The organism is Pseudomonas sp. NFACC45 (assembly GCF_900113505.1).
Taxonomy (GTDB): domain Bacteria; phylum Pseudomonadota; class Gammaproteobacteria; order Pseudomonadales; family Pseudomonadaceae; genus Aquipseudomonas; species Aquipseudomonas tehranensis.
On the sequence record NZ_FOPO01000009.1, the window covers coordinates 261537 to 276184 of the forward strand.

General features: G+C 58.4%; 17 protein-coding genes. 2 read left to right on the forward strand and 15 right to left on the reverse strand.

The genetic code is table 11. The annotated features are described in order from the left end of the window. Position 1 precedes the first annotated feature (1 nt). The 13 genes from tolB to BM132_RS18405 form a co-directional block, all read right to left on the reverse strand. The gene (gene tolB, locus BM132_RS18345) at positions 2 to 1303 is read right to left on the reverse strand and encodes a Tol-Pal system beta propeller repeat protein TolB (RefSeq protein WP_092393294.1); all 1302 of its coding nucleotides are present in this window, start codon (positions 1301 to 1303) and stop codon (positions 2 to 4) included. Beyond that, positions 1300 to 2343, reverse strand: a complete 1044-nt coding sequence (tolA, locus tag BM132_RS18350; protein ID WP_092457539.1) for a cell envelope integrity protein TolA — start codon at positions 2341 to 2343, stop codon at positions 1300 to 1302. Before tolA ends, tolB begins: the two co-directional genes overlap by 4 nt. After that, positions 2343 to 2795, reverse strand: coding sequence for a protein TolR (tolR, locus tag BM132_RS18355; protein ID WP_160893274.1), 453 nt, complete (start codon positions 2793 to 2795; stop codon positions 2343 to 2345). The genes tolA and tolR overlap by 1 nt, the downstream gene beginning before the upstream one ends. 23 nt (positions 2796 to 2818) lie before the next feature. Next, positions 2819 to 3514 carry a protein TolQ gene (gene tolQ / locus BM132_RS18360; RefSeq protein ID WP_047227067.1) on the reverse strand — a complete coding sequence of 232 codons (696 nt, stop codon included), beginning with the start codon at positions 3512 to 3514 and terminating at the stop codon, positions 2819 to 2821. Beyond that, entirely contained in the window at positions 3504 to 3971 is a 468-nt protein-coding gene (gene ybgC / locus BM132_RS18365; protein ID WP_092457542.1) for a tol-pal system-associated acyl-CoA thioesterase, read from the reverse strand. Before ybgC ends, tolQ begins: the two co-directional genes overlap by 11 nt. A gap of 128 nt (positions 3972 to 4099) precedes the next feature. Next, a complete protein-coding gene (gene ruvB / locus BM132_RS18370) occupies positions 4100 to 5161 on the reverse strand; it encodes a Holliday junction branch migration DNA helicase RuvB (protein ID WP_047227069.1) in 1062 nt (353 codons plus the stop codon). Next, entirely contained in the window at positions 5162 to 5770 is a 609-nt protein-coding gene (gene ruvA, locus BM132_RS18375; protein ID WP_047227070.1) for a Holliday junction branch migration protein RuvA, read from the reverse strand. Positions 5771 to 5884: 114 nt separating this feature from the next. Beyond that, positions 5885 to 6409 (reverse strand): crossover junction endodeoxyribonuclease RuvC, encoded by a 525-nt coding sequence (gene ruvC / locus BM132_RS18380; RefSeq protein WP_025215229.1) that lies wholly within the window; start codon positions 6407 to 6409, stop codon positions 5885 to 5887. A 132-nt stretch (positions 6410 to 6541) separates the two neighbouring features. Continuing rightward, on the reverse strand, positions 6542 to 7288 hold the full coding sequence (locus BM132_RS18385; protein ID WP_092457545.1) for a YebC/PmpR family DNA-binding transcriptional regulator: 747 nt from the start codon (positions 7286 to 7288) through the stop codon (positions 6542 to 6544). A 119-nt stretch (positions 7289 to 7407) separates the two neighbouring features. Next, on the reverse strand, positions 7408 to 9183 hold the full coding sequence (aspS, locus tag BM132_RS18390) for an aspartate--tRNA ligase (RefSeq protein WP_092457548.1): 1776 nt from the start codon (positions 9181 to 9183) through the stop codon (positions 7408 to 7410). A gap of 75 nt (positions 9184 to 9258) precedes the next feature. Next, the gene (locus tag BM132_RS18395) at positions 9259 to 9480 is read right to left on the reverse strand and encodes an FmdB family zinc ribbon protein (RefSeq protein ID WP_003178589.1); all 222 of its coding nucleotides are present in this window, start codon (positions 9478 to 9480) and stop codon (positions 9259 to 9261) included. 213 nt (positions 9481 to 9693) lie between these two features. Continuing rightward, positions 9694 to 10035, reverse strand: a complete 342-nt coding sequence (locus BM132_RS18400; RefSeq protein WP_092457551.1) for a ribbon-helix-helix domain-containing protein — start codon at positions 10033 to 10035, stop codon at positions 9694 to 9696. 207 nt (positions 10036 to 10242) lie between these two features. After that, positions 10243 to 10716, reverse strand: coding sequence for a Dps family protein (locus BM132_RS18405; RefSeq protein WP_092393315.1), 474 nt, complete (start codon positions 10714 to 10716; stop codon positions 10243 to 10245). 375 nt (positions 10717 to 11091) lie between these two features. On the opposite strand from BM132_RS18405, the gene BM132_RS28815 reads away from it, so the two are divergent. After that, positions 11092 to 11697 carry a cold-shock protein gene (locus BM132_RS28815; RefSeq protein WP_092393320.1) on the forward strand — a complete coding sequence of 202 codons (606 nt, stop codon included), beginning with the start codon at positions 11092 to 11094 and terminating at the stop codon, positions 11695 to 11697. Between the two features lie 70 nt (positions 11698 to 11767). On the opposite strand, the gene BM132_RS18415 is transcribed toward BM132_RS28815, so the two are convergent. Together BM132_RS18415 and BM132_RS18420 are read right to left on the reverse strand one after the other, a co-directional pair. Beyond that, the gene (locus BM132_RS18415; protein WP_025215235.1) at positions 11768 to 11974 is read right to left on the reverse strand and encodes a SlyX family protein; all 207 of its coding nucleotides are present in this window, start codon (positions 11972 to 11974) and stop codon (positions 11768 to 11770) included. A 4-nt stretch (positions 11975 to 11978) separates the two neighbouring features. Beyond that, the gene (locus BM132_RS18420; RefSeq protein ID WP_092393326.1) at positions 11979 to 12404 is read right to left on the reverse strand and encodes an HIT family protein; all 426 of its coding nucleotides are present in this window, start codon (positions 12402 to 12404) and stop codon (positions 11979 to 11981) included. Between the two features lie 855 nt (positions 12405 to 13259). Here BM132_RS18420 and BM132_RS18425 point away from each other — a divergent pair. Further along, the gene (locus BM132_RS18425) at positions 13260 to 14513 is read left to right on the forward strand and encodes an OprD family porin (RefSeq protein ID WP_092457554.1); all 1254 of its coding nucleotides are present in this window, start codon (positions 13260 to 13262) and stop codon (positions 14511 to 14513) included. Positions 14514 to 14648: the final 135 nt, after the last annotated feature.

The window sequence follows — 14648 nt, forward strand, 5'->3', positions numbered from 1 at the left end:
GTCAGTTCAGGTAAGGGGACCAGGACGGTTCTCTGACTTCGCCTTGTGCGGTAGGAAGCGGGAGCCTCACGCGTCCATTAATGGACACGAGCATCAAGACTCCCCGGCCCTGCTGGCGGGTGGCGTAGATTACCATGGTGCCGTTGGGCGCAACAGTAGGTGACTCGTCCAGAGTGCTATCAGTGAGGATCTTTACACTACCTCGCTGCAAATCCTGAGCCGCCACCTTGAAATTGGTAAAGCCATCCTGGCGATGGATCATCACCAGGGTCTTTTCGTCCGCCGACAGTTTAGGGTTGGCGTTGTAGTTACCGACAAACGTCACGCGTTCGGCACCGCCACCACTGGCGCTGGTCTTGTAGATCTGCGGCTTGCCGCCACGGTCGGAGGTGAAGTAAATGGTCGAGCCATCCTTGCCCCAGAACGGTTCGGTGTTGATGCCGGGACCATTGGTCACGCGAGAAATCGCACGCGAAGCCAGGTTCATCACATAGATGTCCGGGTTACCGTCCTTGGACAGCACGAATGCCAGGCGCGTACCGTCTGGCGACCAGGCTGGCGCACCGTTCAGGCCTTCGAAGTTGGTGATTTGCTCACGGCGACCAGTGTCAATGTGTTGCATGAAAATACGCGGACGCTTCTGTTCGAACGAAACATAAGCGATGCGCTTGCCATCGGGGGCGAAACGCGGCGACAGGATCGGCTCGCGCGATTGCAGCAGGGTCACTGCACGAGCGCCGTCATAGTCTGAACGCTGCAAGGTGTAGCGGGTATTTTTCTCAGAGAAGCGTTCGGCCGTCACGTAGAGCATGCGGGTAGAGAACGCCCCTTTGATGCCGGTGAGTTTCTCGAACGACTGGTCGGAGATGTAGTGCGCCATGTCACGCAGTTGATCGACGCTGCCCGACACACTGCCGGTCAGCACTTGCTGCTCGGTGGCGACGTTGAACAGGGTGTATTGCACCTGCAGGCGACCGCCGGCCGGCACGATGTTGCCGACCATGAGGTACTGGGCGCCCAGGGCTTTCCAGTCGCGATAGATGACTTCGCTGGCCTGGGTCGGCAGGCTGATCATGTTCTGCTTCGGAATCGGCGCGTAGTAACCCGAGTTGCGCAGGTCATTACCGATGATTTCCGCCATGTCGTCCGGCAGGACGCTACCGCCCTGCCAGCCGAACGGTACGACGGCGATCGGGGTCGCCCGGTCGCTGCCGCTGGTGACCAGAATGTTCTTTTCCTCTGCTACCGCTATCCCTGCCAGGCAGCAGATAACGACCAGCATTGATCGAAGAAGGTTTCTCACAAGGCTAGATCCTCAGGTGTGAATGTCATCTTGAATGAACGATAGGGAGCAAAATCGCTCGGTTTCATTCCTTGCATTTCCGTCAATCGCCCAATGTTCTTGACCGCTGCGACCGCCGAGGCGTCGAACGGGCCATCACCGCTGGACTTGGCCACGCTGACCGAGGTAACCGTACCGTCGGGCAACATGCCGATTTGCAATACTACAGTCATGCCTTTGCGTGCCGAAGGTGGACGAGCCCAGCCTTCTGCTGCTCGGGCGCGAATCAAATCATCGAAACTGCCGGCGACTTCATCGCCCTGCTCATCAGCCAATGCCTGCTGACGCTCTGGCGTGTCGGAAAGCAAATCTGCCAAGGCCTGGGCTTTTTTCTCTTCGGCGGATTTACGCGCTGCGTCCTGAGCCTTTTTCTTGGCGGCGTCGGCGGCGGCTTTCTTCTTCGCGTCTTCGGCGATTTTCTTTTTCGCCTCGTCAGCTTCAGCTTTCTTCTTGGCGTCCTCGGCCGCTTTTTTCTTGGCGTCCTCGACAATTTTTTTCTTCGCTGCCTCAGCGGCCGCTTTCTTGGCCTCTTCTTCAGCGGCTTTCTTGGCTTCTTCTTCGGACTTCTTCTTGGCTATATCAGCCAATTGTTTCTCTTCGGCCTTTTTCGCCTCGGCGGCCTTCTTCGCTTCATCGGCTTTCTTGGCTTCGTCAGCCTTCCTGGCTTCTTCGGCCTTTTGAGCCGCTTGCTCTTTCTTTTGTTCCGCAGCTCTTATCGCTTCCTGCTCGACCTTCTTTTGCTCCATCTGCTCGACTTCGGTCTGGCGCGCGGCGGATTTCTTCGCCTCACCGGCAAGCTTCTGGTTGGTCTGCGTGGTGGCCTGGCTCTTGGACTTGAGCTGATACAGGGTCGCCTGCACGATCGGCTTGGCCGGCGGCAGCTCCGGAGTCATGGCAAAACTGACGAACAGCATGCCAAACACCAGCACATGCAAGCCAATTGCCCAGACACTAGGCCAGAAGTAGCTTTCCGAGGCGGACGGCTCTCGCTGTTGCTGCATCAGGGCGCCTCAGTGATTAAGCCAACATTACCGACCCCGGCTTTTTGCAGGCCGCCCATGGCGCCCATCACCGCACCGTAGTCGACAGTCTTGTCGCCGCGAATGAAAACCTGGGTGCGCTTGCCGTTACTGTTGCCGGCGTTGATGATCTTGGTCACCGCATCGGTCATCTGCGGCAAGGTCATGGCCCGGTCCTGCTGCTTCTCGGTGTCGACTTCGCTGCCAAGGTTCCAGTAGTAGGTCTTGTCAGCCTTGATCGAAATGGTCAGGACCTGGGTGTCGTTGTCCTGCGGCAAGGCTTCACTGGAAACCTTGGGCAGATCAACCTTCACGCCCTGATTGAGCATCGGCGCGGTCACCATGAAGATGACCAGCAGCACCAACATCACGTCGATGTAGGGCACCACGTTCATCTCGGCAACCGGCTTGCGCTTTTTTCGGGCTCGAGCGATTAAAGCCATTGGGAAATACCTGCTTATTCTTCGCTGGTGTGCACTTTGCGGTGCAGGATCGCCTGGAATTCATCGGCGAAGGTGTAGTAACGGCTGGTCAGCGTTTCGCTGCGGGCAGCAAAGCGGTTGTAGGCGATTACAGCCGGGATGGCCGCGAACAGACCAATGGCGGTGGCAATCAGTGCCTCGGCAATACCCGGGGCCACGGTGGCCAGGGTCGCTTGCTGGGCTGTGGCCAGGCCACGGAAGGAGTTCATGATCCCCCACACGGTACCGAACAGGCCGATGTACGGGCTGACCGAACCGACGGTGGCCAGGAACGGCAGGCCCTGCTCGAGTTTTTCTTCCTCGCGGGAGATCGCGACGCGCATGGCACGGGCCACGCCTTCCATCACGGCTTCAGGGTCTACGCCTGGTTGTTGGCGCAGACGGGAGAACTCCTTGAAGCCGGCGCGGAAGATCTGCTCGACACCCGAGTCCGGGTCCGGGTTGCTGCCCGCCTGGCGGTAGAGTTTGGACAGGTCGATACCGGACCAGAAGCGCTCCTCGAAGCTCTCCAGGGCTCGACGACCGGCGCGCAGCATGTTGCTGCGCTGAAAGATCATGATCCATGAGGTCACCGATGCGGCTACCAGGATCAGCATTACCAACTGCACCACAACGCTGGCATTGCTGACCAGGCTCCACATGGAGGAATGGTCGACGACGTTAGCTTCCACGCTTTATCTCCTGCTCTGAGTATGTACCGGCGCCGCTCACGCCGGCAAAGGCCGCGCGTAGAGCTTCGGGAATGGCCCGGGGTTTCAAACTATGGGTGCGCACACAGGCCACCAGAAACTGCCCTTCACAGAGCAGCGCATTATCCGTAGCCCGCCTGACCTGCTGCTTGAAGCGCAGGCTGGCACGGTTCAATTCGATGACATCGGCACTTACCAGAAGCTCGTCGTCCAGTCGCGCCGGCGCGTAGTAACGCGCTTCGCTGGAATGCACGACGAATAACAGGTCCTCCCCCACCAGCGCGGATTGGGCAAAACCCAGTTCCCGCAGCCGTTCGGTTCGAGCCCGTTCCATAAACTTGAGGTAATTGACGTAGTAAACGATGCCGCCGGCATCGGTGTCCTCGTAATAAACGCGACAGCGATGTGCGAACGACTCCAGCCCGTTTTGCGCGCGCATACTCTAGTGCTTACTCCTCAGGTTGCCAATCGGCCAGGCAACTGTTTTTTTCATTCTCGAATGCAATGACGCTCCGGGTGTCGTCTGGGACAGCACGAACCTGAAAAAAGTCGCTGCACAGAGGTCGTTCAATCGTCCACGGCATCGAGGAATTCGTCTACTACCGGCATCTCACCCATTCGTGTCGGGATGTTTAAGCCGAAGTGCAGATAGGCGTGGCGAGTCACTACACGCCCGCGCGGGGTGCGCATGATGTAGCCCTGCTGGATCAGGTAGGGTTCCAGCACATCTTCGATGGTATGGCGCTCTTCGCTGATGGCCGCCGCCAGGCTGTCCACGCCCACCGGACCGCCGTCGAACTTTTCGATCATGGTCAGCAGCAGACGCCGGTCCTGGTGGTCGAAACCACGCTCGTCGATGTCCAGCAGGTTCAACGCCAGGTCGGCAATCGGTTTGGTGATGTGGCCCTTGGCACGAACTTCGGCAAAATCCCGGACCCGCCGCAACAGCCGGTTGGCGATCCGCGGCGTACCTCGCGCCCGCCGGGCGATCTCATAAGCGCCATCCGGGTCCAGCGGCAACCCGAGAATGCCGGCCGAGCGGCCGACAATCGTCGCCAGATCGGCGTTGTTGTAGAACTCCAGGCGCTGGACGATACCGAAACGGTCCCGCAGCGGGTTGGTCAACATGCCGGCGCGGGTAGTGGCGCCCACCAGGGTAAAAGGCGGCAGATCCAGCTTGATGGAACGGGCCGCCGGCCCCTCGCCAATCATGATGTCGAGCTGGAAGTCCTCCATGGCCGGGTACAGCACTTCCTCGACGATCGGCGACAGCCGGTGGATTTCATCGATGAACAGCACATCATGGGGCTCAAGGTTGGTCAGCAGCGCCGCCAGGTCACCCGGACGCTCGAGGACCGGCCCGGAGGTACTCTTGATCGACACGCCCATCTCCTGGGCAATGATGTTGGCCAGGGTAGTCTTGCCCAAACCGGGAGGGCCGAAGATCAAGGTATGGTCCAGGGACTCGCTGCGCCCGCGGGCCGCCTGGATAAACAGTTCCATTTGCTCGCGAACCGCCGGCTGACCGATGTAATCGGCCAGGCTGACGGGACGAATCGCACGGTCTTGTACTTCTTCACGGTCACGGGGGGCACCCGTGGCGGCGATCAGACGATCGGCTTCAATCACTTAAATCATTCCCTTCAGGGCACGACGAATCATGTCTTCGGTGCTCAAGCCTTTTTCCTTGATGGCGGAAATCGCCTTGCTGGCCTCCTGCGGCTTGTAGCCCAGGGAGATCAGTGCGGTGACCGCATCGTTTTCCGCGCTGGCCGCGGGCGCTGGCGCGTCCGGCTGGTTCGGCACCAGCGCGAACATGGCCGGCACCGCCTCCCAGGCCTTGAACCGATCCTTGAGCTCAACCAGCAGGCGCTCGGCGGTTTTCTTGCCCACCCCTGGCACCTTGGTCAGGGCCGACGTGTCCTGGGACTGCACGCAGCGCACCAGTTCGTCGACTTCCAGGCTCGACATCAAGGCCAGGGCCAATTTCGGACCGACGCCGTTGAGACGAATCAGCTCGCGGAAGAAATCCCGCTCGCGCTTGCCCACGAAGCCATAGAGTAACTGGGCATCCTCGCGCACGACCAAATGGGTGTGCAGCGTCAGCGGTTCACCGACCGACGGCAGGCGATACAGCGTGGTCATGGGCACTTCAAGCTCATAACCCAGGCCATTTACATCCAGAATCAGGTGCGGCGGCTGTTTTTCAGCCAGGGTGCCGCGCAAGCGTCCAATCACGTTTCAGATCCTTGGGCGTAGGCCAGCCGCGGGCTGGCGAGTAACGGCCGAAGCATGGAGGCCGACGACACAGGCGCAAAATGCTCGGGCTCACGAAAGATTGCGCTGATGCTATCAGAGACGCAGGCGCCCGCCACGACTGCGTGCGGCTCCCAGGCCATGCGGCAACAGGCTGGAACGGGTATGAGCATGGCAAATGGCGATGGCCAGGGCGTCGGAGGCGTCGATCTGCGGCTTGCTGACCAGTTTCAGCAGATGCATCACCATCATTTGCACCTGCTCCTTGTTGGCCGCGCCCGTTCCAACGACCGCCTGCTTGACCTGGGTTGCGGTGTATTCGGCGATTTCCAGGCTTTCCTCGGCACCGGCCACAATGGCCGCCCCTCGAGCCTGCCCCAGCTTCAGGGCAGAATCGGCGTTGCGCGCCATGAAGACCTTTTCAATACCCATGGTGACCGGGCCGTAGGTCTGGATGACTTCACGCACGCCGCGATAGACGATCTGCAAGCGCTCATGCAACTCACCGGCGCCGGTGCGGATACAGCCTGAGGCGACATACACGCAGCCACGCCCGGTATCACGAACCACGCCGTAGCCGGTGATGCGCGAACCGGGGTCGATACCAAGGATTAAAGTCATAACGCCTGCGAAAGGTAATGCGGTTGCTTGAGGATACAGCCGTGTAGGAGCTGGCGAAGCCTGCGATCTTTTGATTTTGCCTTTTCGACCAGAAAATCAAAAGATCGCAGGCTTCGCCAGCTCCTACGGGGGTTAGCCGAGTTGTTCGGCGACCGCTTCAGGAATATCGGCGTTGGAATAAACGTTCTGCACATCATCCAGGTCTTCAAGCATGTCGATCAGCTTGAGCACCTTCTCGGCGCCTTCCAGGTCCAGTTCGGCGCTGGTGGTCGGCTGCATGACGATTTCGGCGTCGGCGGGTATGAAACCGGCGGCCTCCAACGCATTGCGCACGGCGTAGAAGCTGGCGAACGAGGTGAACACGTCGAACGAACCGTCCTCATGGCTGACCACGTCATCGGCGTCGGCTTCCAGGGCCGCTTCCGTCAGGGCGTCTTCATCGATACCCGGCGCGAAGCTGATCTGCCCCTTGCGCTCGAACAGGTACGCCACCGAACCGTCGGTGCCCAGGTTGCCCCCACATTTGCTGAAGGCATGACGCACGGCGGCGGCGGTACGGTTGCGGTTGTCGGTCATGCACTCAACCATCACCGCCACGCCACCGGGACCGTAACCCTCGTAGGTCAGCTCTTCCACATTATCGGCTTCGGTCGCACCCGCGCCGCGGGCGATAGCGCGGTCGATGATGTCGCGACTCATGTTCGCCCCCAGCGCCTTGTCCAGGGCCAGGCGCAAGCGCGGGTTGGAGCCCGGATCACCGCCACCCTGGCGGGCAGCGACCGTCAACTCACGGATCCACTTGGTGAAAATCTTGCCCCTCTTGGCATCCTGACGTTCTTTGCGGTGCTTGATGTTCGCCCACTTGGAATGACCTGCCATAACTCGCTCCGGTTTCTCTTTGAAACATTGCCCGCCCTGCGCTCGCGCAAGAGCCGGCAACCAGAAATATCGACCCCAATGAAAAGGCGCATCCGAAGATGCGCCTCCAGGTGTCGGCCTTACTCAGCCTTTGGCTGTTCACGCAGACGGATGTGCAGCTCGCGCAGAGCCTTGGCATCCACTACGCCCGGAGCCTGGGTCATGACATCGGCCGCGCTCTGGGTTTTCGGGAACGCGATCACTTCACGGATCGACTGGGCGCCGGTCATCAGCATCACCAGACGGTCCAGGCCAAAGGCCAGGCCGCCGTGGGGCGGTGCACCGTACTTCAGCGCATCGAGCAGGAAGCCGAATTTCTCTTCCTGTTCCGCTTCGCTGATGCCCAGCAGACGGAAGACCGCCTGTTGCATTTCCTTGCGATGGATACGGATCGAACCGCCACCCAGCTCGGTGCCGTTCAAGACCATGTCGTAAGCACGTGAAAGAGCGGTGGCCGGGTTGGCTTCCAACTCCTCAGGTGAGCACTTCGGCGCGGTGAACGGGTGGTGCAGCGCGGAGAAACTGCCGTCGTCGTTCTCTTCAAACATCGGGAAGTCGACGACCCACATCGGCGCCCACTCGCAGGTCAGCAGCTTGAGGTCGTGACCCAGCTTGATGCGCAACGCGCCCAAGGCTTCGCTGACGATCTTGGCCTTGTCGGCGCCGAAGAACACGATATCGCCATCAACCGCGCCCACGCGATCGAGGATCACGTTCAGGTTGGCTTCAGGGATGTTTTTCACGATCGGCGATTGCAGGCCTTCAACACCGGCCGCGCGCTCGTTGACCTTGATGTACGCCAGCCCCTTGGCACCATAGATGCCGACGAACTTGGTGTAGTCGTCGATCTGCTTGCGCGGCATGCTTGCCCCGCCTGGCACACGCAGGGCCGCGATCCGGCATTTCGGGTCGTTGGCCGGGCCGCTGAACACCTTGAAATCGACTTCCTTGAGCTGATCGGCCACGTCCACCAGTTCCAGCGGGTTGCGCAGGTCCGGCTTGTCGGAACCGTAGCGGCGCATGGCTTCTTCGAAGGTCATGTGCGGGAACTCGCCGAACTCCAAACCCAGCACTTCCTTGAACAGGTTGCGGATCATGCCTTCGGTCAGGCCCATGATGTCTTTTTCGTCGAGGAAGCTGGTCTCGATGTCGATCTGAGTGAACTCAGGCTGACGGTCGGCACGCAGGTCTTCGTCGCGGAAACACTTGGCGATCTGGTAGTAGCGGTCGAAGCCGGCCACCATCAGCAGTTGCTTGAACAACTGTGGCGATTGCGGCAAGGCAAAGAAGCTGCCGGGGTGGGTGCGGCTCGGCACCAGGTAGTCGCGAGCACCTTCAGGCGTGGCACGGGTCAGGATCGGCGTCTCGACGTCGAGGAAACCGTTTTCATCCAGGTAACGACGGATGCTGGTGGTCATGCGCGAACGCAGACGCAGCTTCTCGGCCATTTCCGGACGACGCAGGTCAATGAAGCGATAGCGCAGGCGGGTTTCTTCGCCCACGTCGGAGTATTCGTTGAGCGGGAACGGCGGGGTTTCCGCTTCGTTGAGCACTTCCAGCTCGTAGCCCAGCACTTCGATCATGCCCGAGGCCATGTTGGCGTTGCCGGCACCGGCCGGACGCAGGCGTACCTTGCCGGTGATCTTGACCACGTACTCGCTGCGCACGCGGTCGGCGGTGGCGAAGGTTTCAGCGCGGTCCGGGTCGAACACCACTTGGGCCAGGCCTTCACGATCACGGATATCGAGGAAAATCACCCCGCCATGGTCACGGCGACGATGGACCCATCCGCAAAGAGTAACTTCCTGACCTTCCAGGCTTTCGTTCAGTTGGCCGCAATAATGGCTGCGCATCATGGTAGTGGTTTCACTTCTCGTAATTCGAAATTCGGTTGGAGGCCCTGCCCGTGCAAGAGCTCGCGCGTGTTCAACTCAGTCCGCTTTGTCGCCACCGGCCAGGTTCTTCTTGGCGCCGGTCTTGAAGTCGGTTTCATACCAGCCGGTGCCACCGAGGCGGAAACCTGGCATGGACAGCATCTTTTTCAGTTCCGGCGCCTGGCAGGCAGGGCAATCGACCAGCGGTGCCGCGCTGATCTTTTGAATGGCTTCCATCTGATGACCACAGGAAGCACATTGATAGTCGTACATCGGCATGGGGGTTGTCTCGGCGATCAGGTTACTCGCGCAAAGGCTGGGCTTTGCGGCAAAGAGCGGGATTATATCCATTAAATGCGGCCTGTGCAGCCGCAAGACTAAACAGTCATTGTCGAGTAGATACTGTGTAGGAGCTACGTAGGAGCTGACGAGTGCAAAGAGGCTGCGATCTTGCCCCAAGCACTTGAGTCTAATCGCAGCCTTCGGCAGCTCCTACGCCGCACCGTGATCCATCCCGGTTTCCTTCAAACTGTGCACCACGCAAACCACGCGCACCAAACCGCTGAAATTGCGCACCCCGCCATGGCGCAGGTGCACCTCCCGGTCCACATGGGAGAGCAAGGTGCTGATGGAACAGCTGTTGAGCTGGGCCATCTCACCGAGAATATCCCAATAGACCTGCTCAAGCCGAAGACAGGTGGCGAACCCGTTCAGGCGAATCGATCGGGACAGGGGCCGGGCCAGTTGCATGTCGAACCCCCGGACGAACGGGTCGATGGTAATGGGCTGAAAGCGCCCATGCACACCTTCCCCGGGTTCTTTTCCTTGAATCATACCGTTGACACTCCTTTGCCATACGAACCTCTCAATTGGAACAACCAATCTGTGGCTCTATGGAAGCTCAACGGCATCGCCAGATCCAGATGACTTTATGACCATCGGCGTAGGACAAGCCAGCAGCAGGCAGGCGACGAATTACGACGTCCTACACAAAGCGCTGGCGATAATGCCAACGCCCCCCGTCATCGCCGGGCCCGGCGCTTACCGGTCTTCCAGCAACGAGCGCAACATCCATGCGGTTTTTTCATGGACCTGCATGCGCTGGGTCAGCAGATCGGTGGTCGGTTCGTCACTGACCTTGTCCGATAAAGGGAGGATGCTACGGGCCGTACGCGTCACGGCCTCCTGACCCTCGACCAACTGGCGGATCATGTCTTCGGCGCCAGGCACGCCTTCTTCTTCCTTGATAGAAGACAAGCGTGCATACACGGAGTAAGCGCCCGGCGCGGGAAAGCCCAGGGCACGAATGCGTTCAGCAATCAGATCCACTGCCAGCGCCAGTTCGTTGTATTGCTCCTCGAACATCAGGTGCAGGGTGCGAAACATCGGCCCCGTGACATTCCAGTGAAAATTATGGGTCTTGAGGTACAAGACATAAGTATCCGACAGAAGGCGTGAAAGCCCCTCGACGATGGATTTGCGATCTTCTTCACTGATCCCGATATCAATTGCCATGTTGGTTGATCTCCTGCGGTGATGAATTCGACAGCGGTTCTTGCACTCTAGCGGGTGTTACCGCCGCCAGCCTGCGACAAATCGCCAGCCCTCCTGAACCGACAAGCCGCAACACCGGACGGTTCCGACGAGGCGGGAAATTTCACGCCCTTGCCTGCCCCCTTGCGCCGACGAACAGCGCGGTGCGCCCCCGTAACGGGTTTGAGAAGGTCGGGGCTTTGCTGTTAAATAGGCAGTGTGTCGCTACGCCCATTTTTCCGGGCATGGCGCATAGGCTGAATTCGGGAATGTGTCCAACGCCTCTCTATTGTTCCGAAGCGAACCGCCCCGATCAGCTCTTCCTTAGTGATCCGTCTTAACCGTGAGTCAATCAAAATGTTGAAAATCGTCCACTTGCTAATGGGCGCAGCTGCCCTGCTGCTGTCCTTCATCCCTAGCCTGGGTTCCGAAGCCACGCCTTACCTGCAACATCCCGATGCGCTTTACCTGGCCTTCTTCGGCCTGCTCAACCTGACCCTTGCCCCTGTTATCCCCTACTGGAACAAAGGCCCACGTCATCAACTGCAAAACCTGGTCAGCGCCTTGCTGGTGTTGGCCGTTGCCCTGCAAACCCTGACCCTGCTGGCGCCCATGCCGCAAATCGCCGGTCAACCGGCTGTGCTGTTCAGCCTGACCGCATCACTGCTTGCCGTGGCATTGCACCTGGCTGTCAGCTTCTACAAGAAGTCGTCACCGGCCGCCGCACCGCAGAACTACGACATGTCCAACCGCGATACCGGCACCGTGAAGTGGTTCAACACTTCCAAGGGGTTCGGTTTCATCTCCCGCGACTCCGGCGATGACATTTTTGTGCATTTCCGGGCCATTCGTGGCGAAGGCCACCGCGTTCTGGTCGAAGGTCAGCGCGTGGAGTTCTCCGTGATGAACCGCGACAAGGGCCTACAAGCCGAAGATGTGATCGCCGCGCTACCGCGCCGCTGATCCCAAGCGTAAAAAAACCGCGAGACAGCCACGCTGCTCGCGGTTTTTTATTGCCTGGCGTTCCACTCGGTCAGTAGTGAGGCGGAGGCGCTTCTTCTTCAAAGGTTTCGAATTGCCCGGCCATCTCTTCCTGGCGCTTGAGCAAAGCAGCCATTTGCAACTGCAGACGCTCGACCACTCGCTGCTGCGCCACCAGCACATCATTGAGTGCCTGGATGGTGTCATCCTGAAACGCCAGACGGCTTTCCAGATCCGTTACACGCTCTTCAAGGTTCATGGTTTCAGCCCTCCAGAAACTTGAAATCATCGGTCAAGGCCGCTCGCAATCGGTCACGAATGACCTTCACCTGTTCAGTAGTATAAGGCTTGGCCGGGTGCTTGCCCCAGACCGGCGCTGGCCAGGCCGCGTCATCACGTTTGCGCACGATGACGTGCATATGCAGTTGGCTGACAACGTTACCCAAGGTTGCAACGTTCAGCTTGTCAGCACTGAAGGAGTCCTTGAGGGTTTCGGCCAGCGCGGTGGTTTCTTTCCACAGTTGCTGTTGATCGGCGTCATCCAACTGAAACAATTCGCTGATATCTTCCCGCCGCGGCACGAGAATGAACCACGGGTAATTGGCGTCGTTGGACAAGAGCAACCGGCACAACGGGAAGTCACCCATGACCAATGTGTCTTGTTGCAGTTGTGGATCTAAAGCAAACACCGCGCACACTCCTCGCTGGTTATCGTTTTTTGCCCGACTCAGCGGGCCTGCGTGGGACACAGAACCGCAGCATACCCTTGAACGCCGAAGGGTTCACTGCGTACAGCGATGACCCTGCCTGATGCTTTTTTTCCAGCGCCCGCACCAACTCAGCGCAACCGGTAACACATAGGCCTGAGACGGGCGCTGCGAACGTTGCATCCTGCACCGAGCCTGTAAAATTTTCGTACAGGATGAAGTTTTTTGCACCAAAACAGCACAACGCGTCTACGCTCAGTGCACAAAGCATCCGTGATCTACTCACTGAGAGGGTGAACCGGTAACGTTTTTGGTTGTCTCGCGGCGTTTAGCTGCTGTAAACACGAGAGCAGCACGACAGTCAACCCTAATTAAAACAAGGCCTTTGGAGCCCGGTTTCATGAGGTTTCACTGCGCCGGCAGGGAGAATGTGAAAAAAACGTGAACAAAAACCGGGTTTGAGCATGCTTGTTGCATTCATCCCCACATTGCCTACAGGGTCTCGCCGGAAGCGAAAACCTGCTGGCCTATAAATAAAGTGGCAAGGTTGCCCACAGGGAGCTTCAAGCGCAGTAACAAAGGACTCTTTACACCGACGCCGGGAAAAAAGAAGCAACTTCGAGTTGTGTGTCCGATTGCGCCGGAACAGCCTAAATACGACATGGATCGAGCCATTGGCGACAGGGTCGTAAAGAAGCTGAAAGATTGGATGGGCAAGTATCGCCAATGAATGTCGTCGTGATATAAGTTCGCGCCGACACAAAAAGAAAGAGCCGCCCAGATAAAAAAACAGGTGGGACGGCAAGACTCTTCTAAAAACCAAAGGAGCAAATCACGATGCGCGTGATGAAGTGGAGCATGATCGCACTGGCTGTTTCGGCCAGTACCTCGCAGTTCGCAATGGCCTCTTCCCAGGAAGAATCCAAGGGCTTTTTTGAAGATCAGAGCCTGAACGTTCTGAGCCGTATGCTGTACATGAATCGTGATTGGAAGAACAACGCTAGCGACGAACAAAGTTATCGTGAAGAAGCTGGTCTTGGCGTACGTGCTATCTACGAGTCGGGCTTTACCCAAGGTACCGTCGGCGTAGGCGTTGATGCTTTCGCACTGGGCTCCGTCCGCTTCGACGGCGGCACCGGTCGTCGCGGTAACGGCTTGTTCGCCGCGGACAGCGATAACAATCTGGAAAAGACTCAATCGAAGGCTGGCGGCGCGGTTAAATTCCGTCTGTCCGACACCGTTCTGAAATACGGTAACCAGTTCACCAGCAGCCCAGTGTTCGCCACCGACGACAGCCGTTTGCTGCCAGAAGTTGCAACCGGCACCCTGATCACCAGCAACGAAATCAAGGGCCTGGAACTGAGCGCAGGTCGCTTCACCTCCTTGAGCGATCAGACTGGCATGGGGCGCGACACCATCAACGGTACCGGCCTTAAATCCGCTAACATTGCTGGTGCAACCTATCAGTTCACCGACAATTTTGTAGCCGGTGTTGCTGCTTCCGACATTGAAGATTTCTATAAAAAGAAATACCTCAACCTGAACTACACCCTGCCAATCAACGAAGATCAGTCGCTGAACTTCGACTTCAACGGCTACGACACGAAGGGCGAAGGTCAGGAGCTTGCTGGTGAAGCTGACAACCGGATCTGGTCCCTCGCAGCGGCTTATAGCATTGGCGCTCACAAATTCACCCTCGCCCACCAACGCTCCACCGGTGACGCTGGCTACCAATATGGCGCTGACGGCAACGGCACTATCTTCCTCGCCAACTCCGTCCAGTACTCCGACTTCAACAATAAAGACGAGCGTTCCTGGCAGGCTCGCTACGACCTGAACATGAAAACCTACGGCGTTCCTGGCCTGAGCTTCATGACCCGTTACATCACCGGTGACAACATTGACACCGCCACTAACGACGACGCTAAAGAACACGAGCTCGACATCGAAACCAAGTACGTGATGCAGAGCGGTCCAGCCAAAGACCTGTCTTTCCGCGTTCGTAGCGCGTTCTATCGTGGAAGCACCGGTGTTGGCCGTGACAACAACGACTTCCGCTTCATCGTCGAATACCCGCTGAGCATCTTGTAATTCAGCGGTCACTCGATAGTTACACCCGCAACACATAAAAAACCGCTCACCTGATTCAGGTGAGCGGTTTTTTTGTGCCCATTACAAGCTTAAAGCAACTTCGCAATTAGCAAGCTAACTAACAATCGAAGCCTA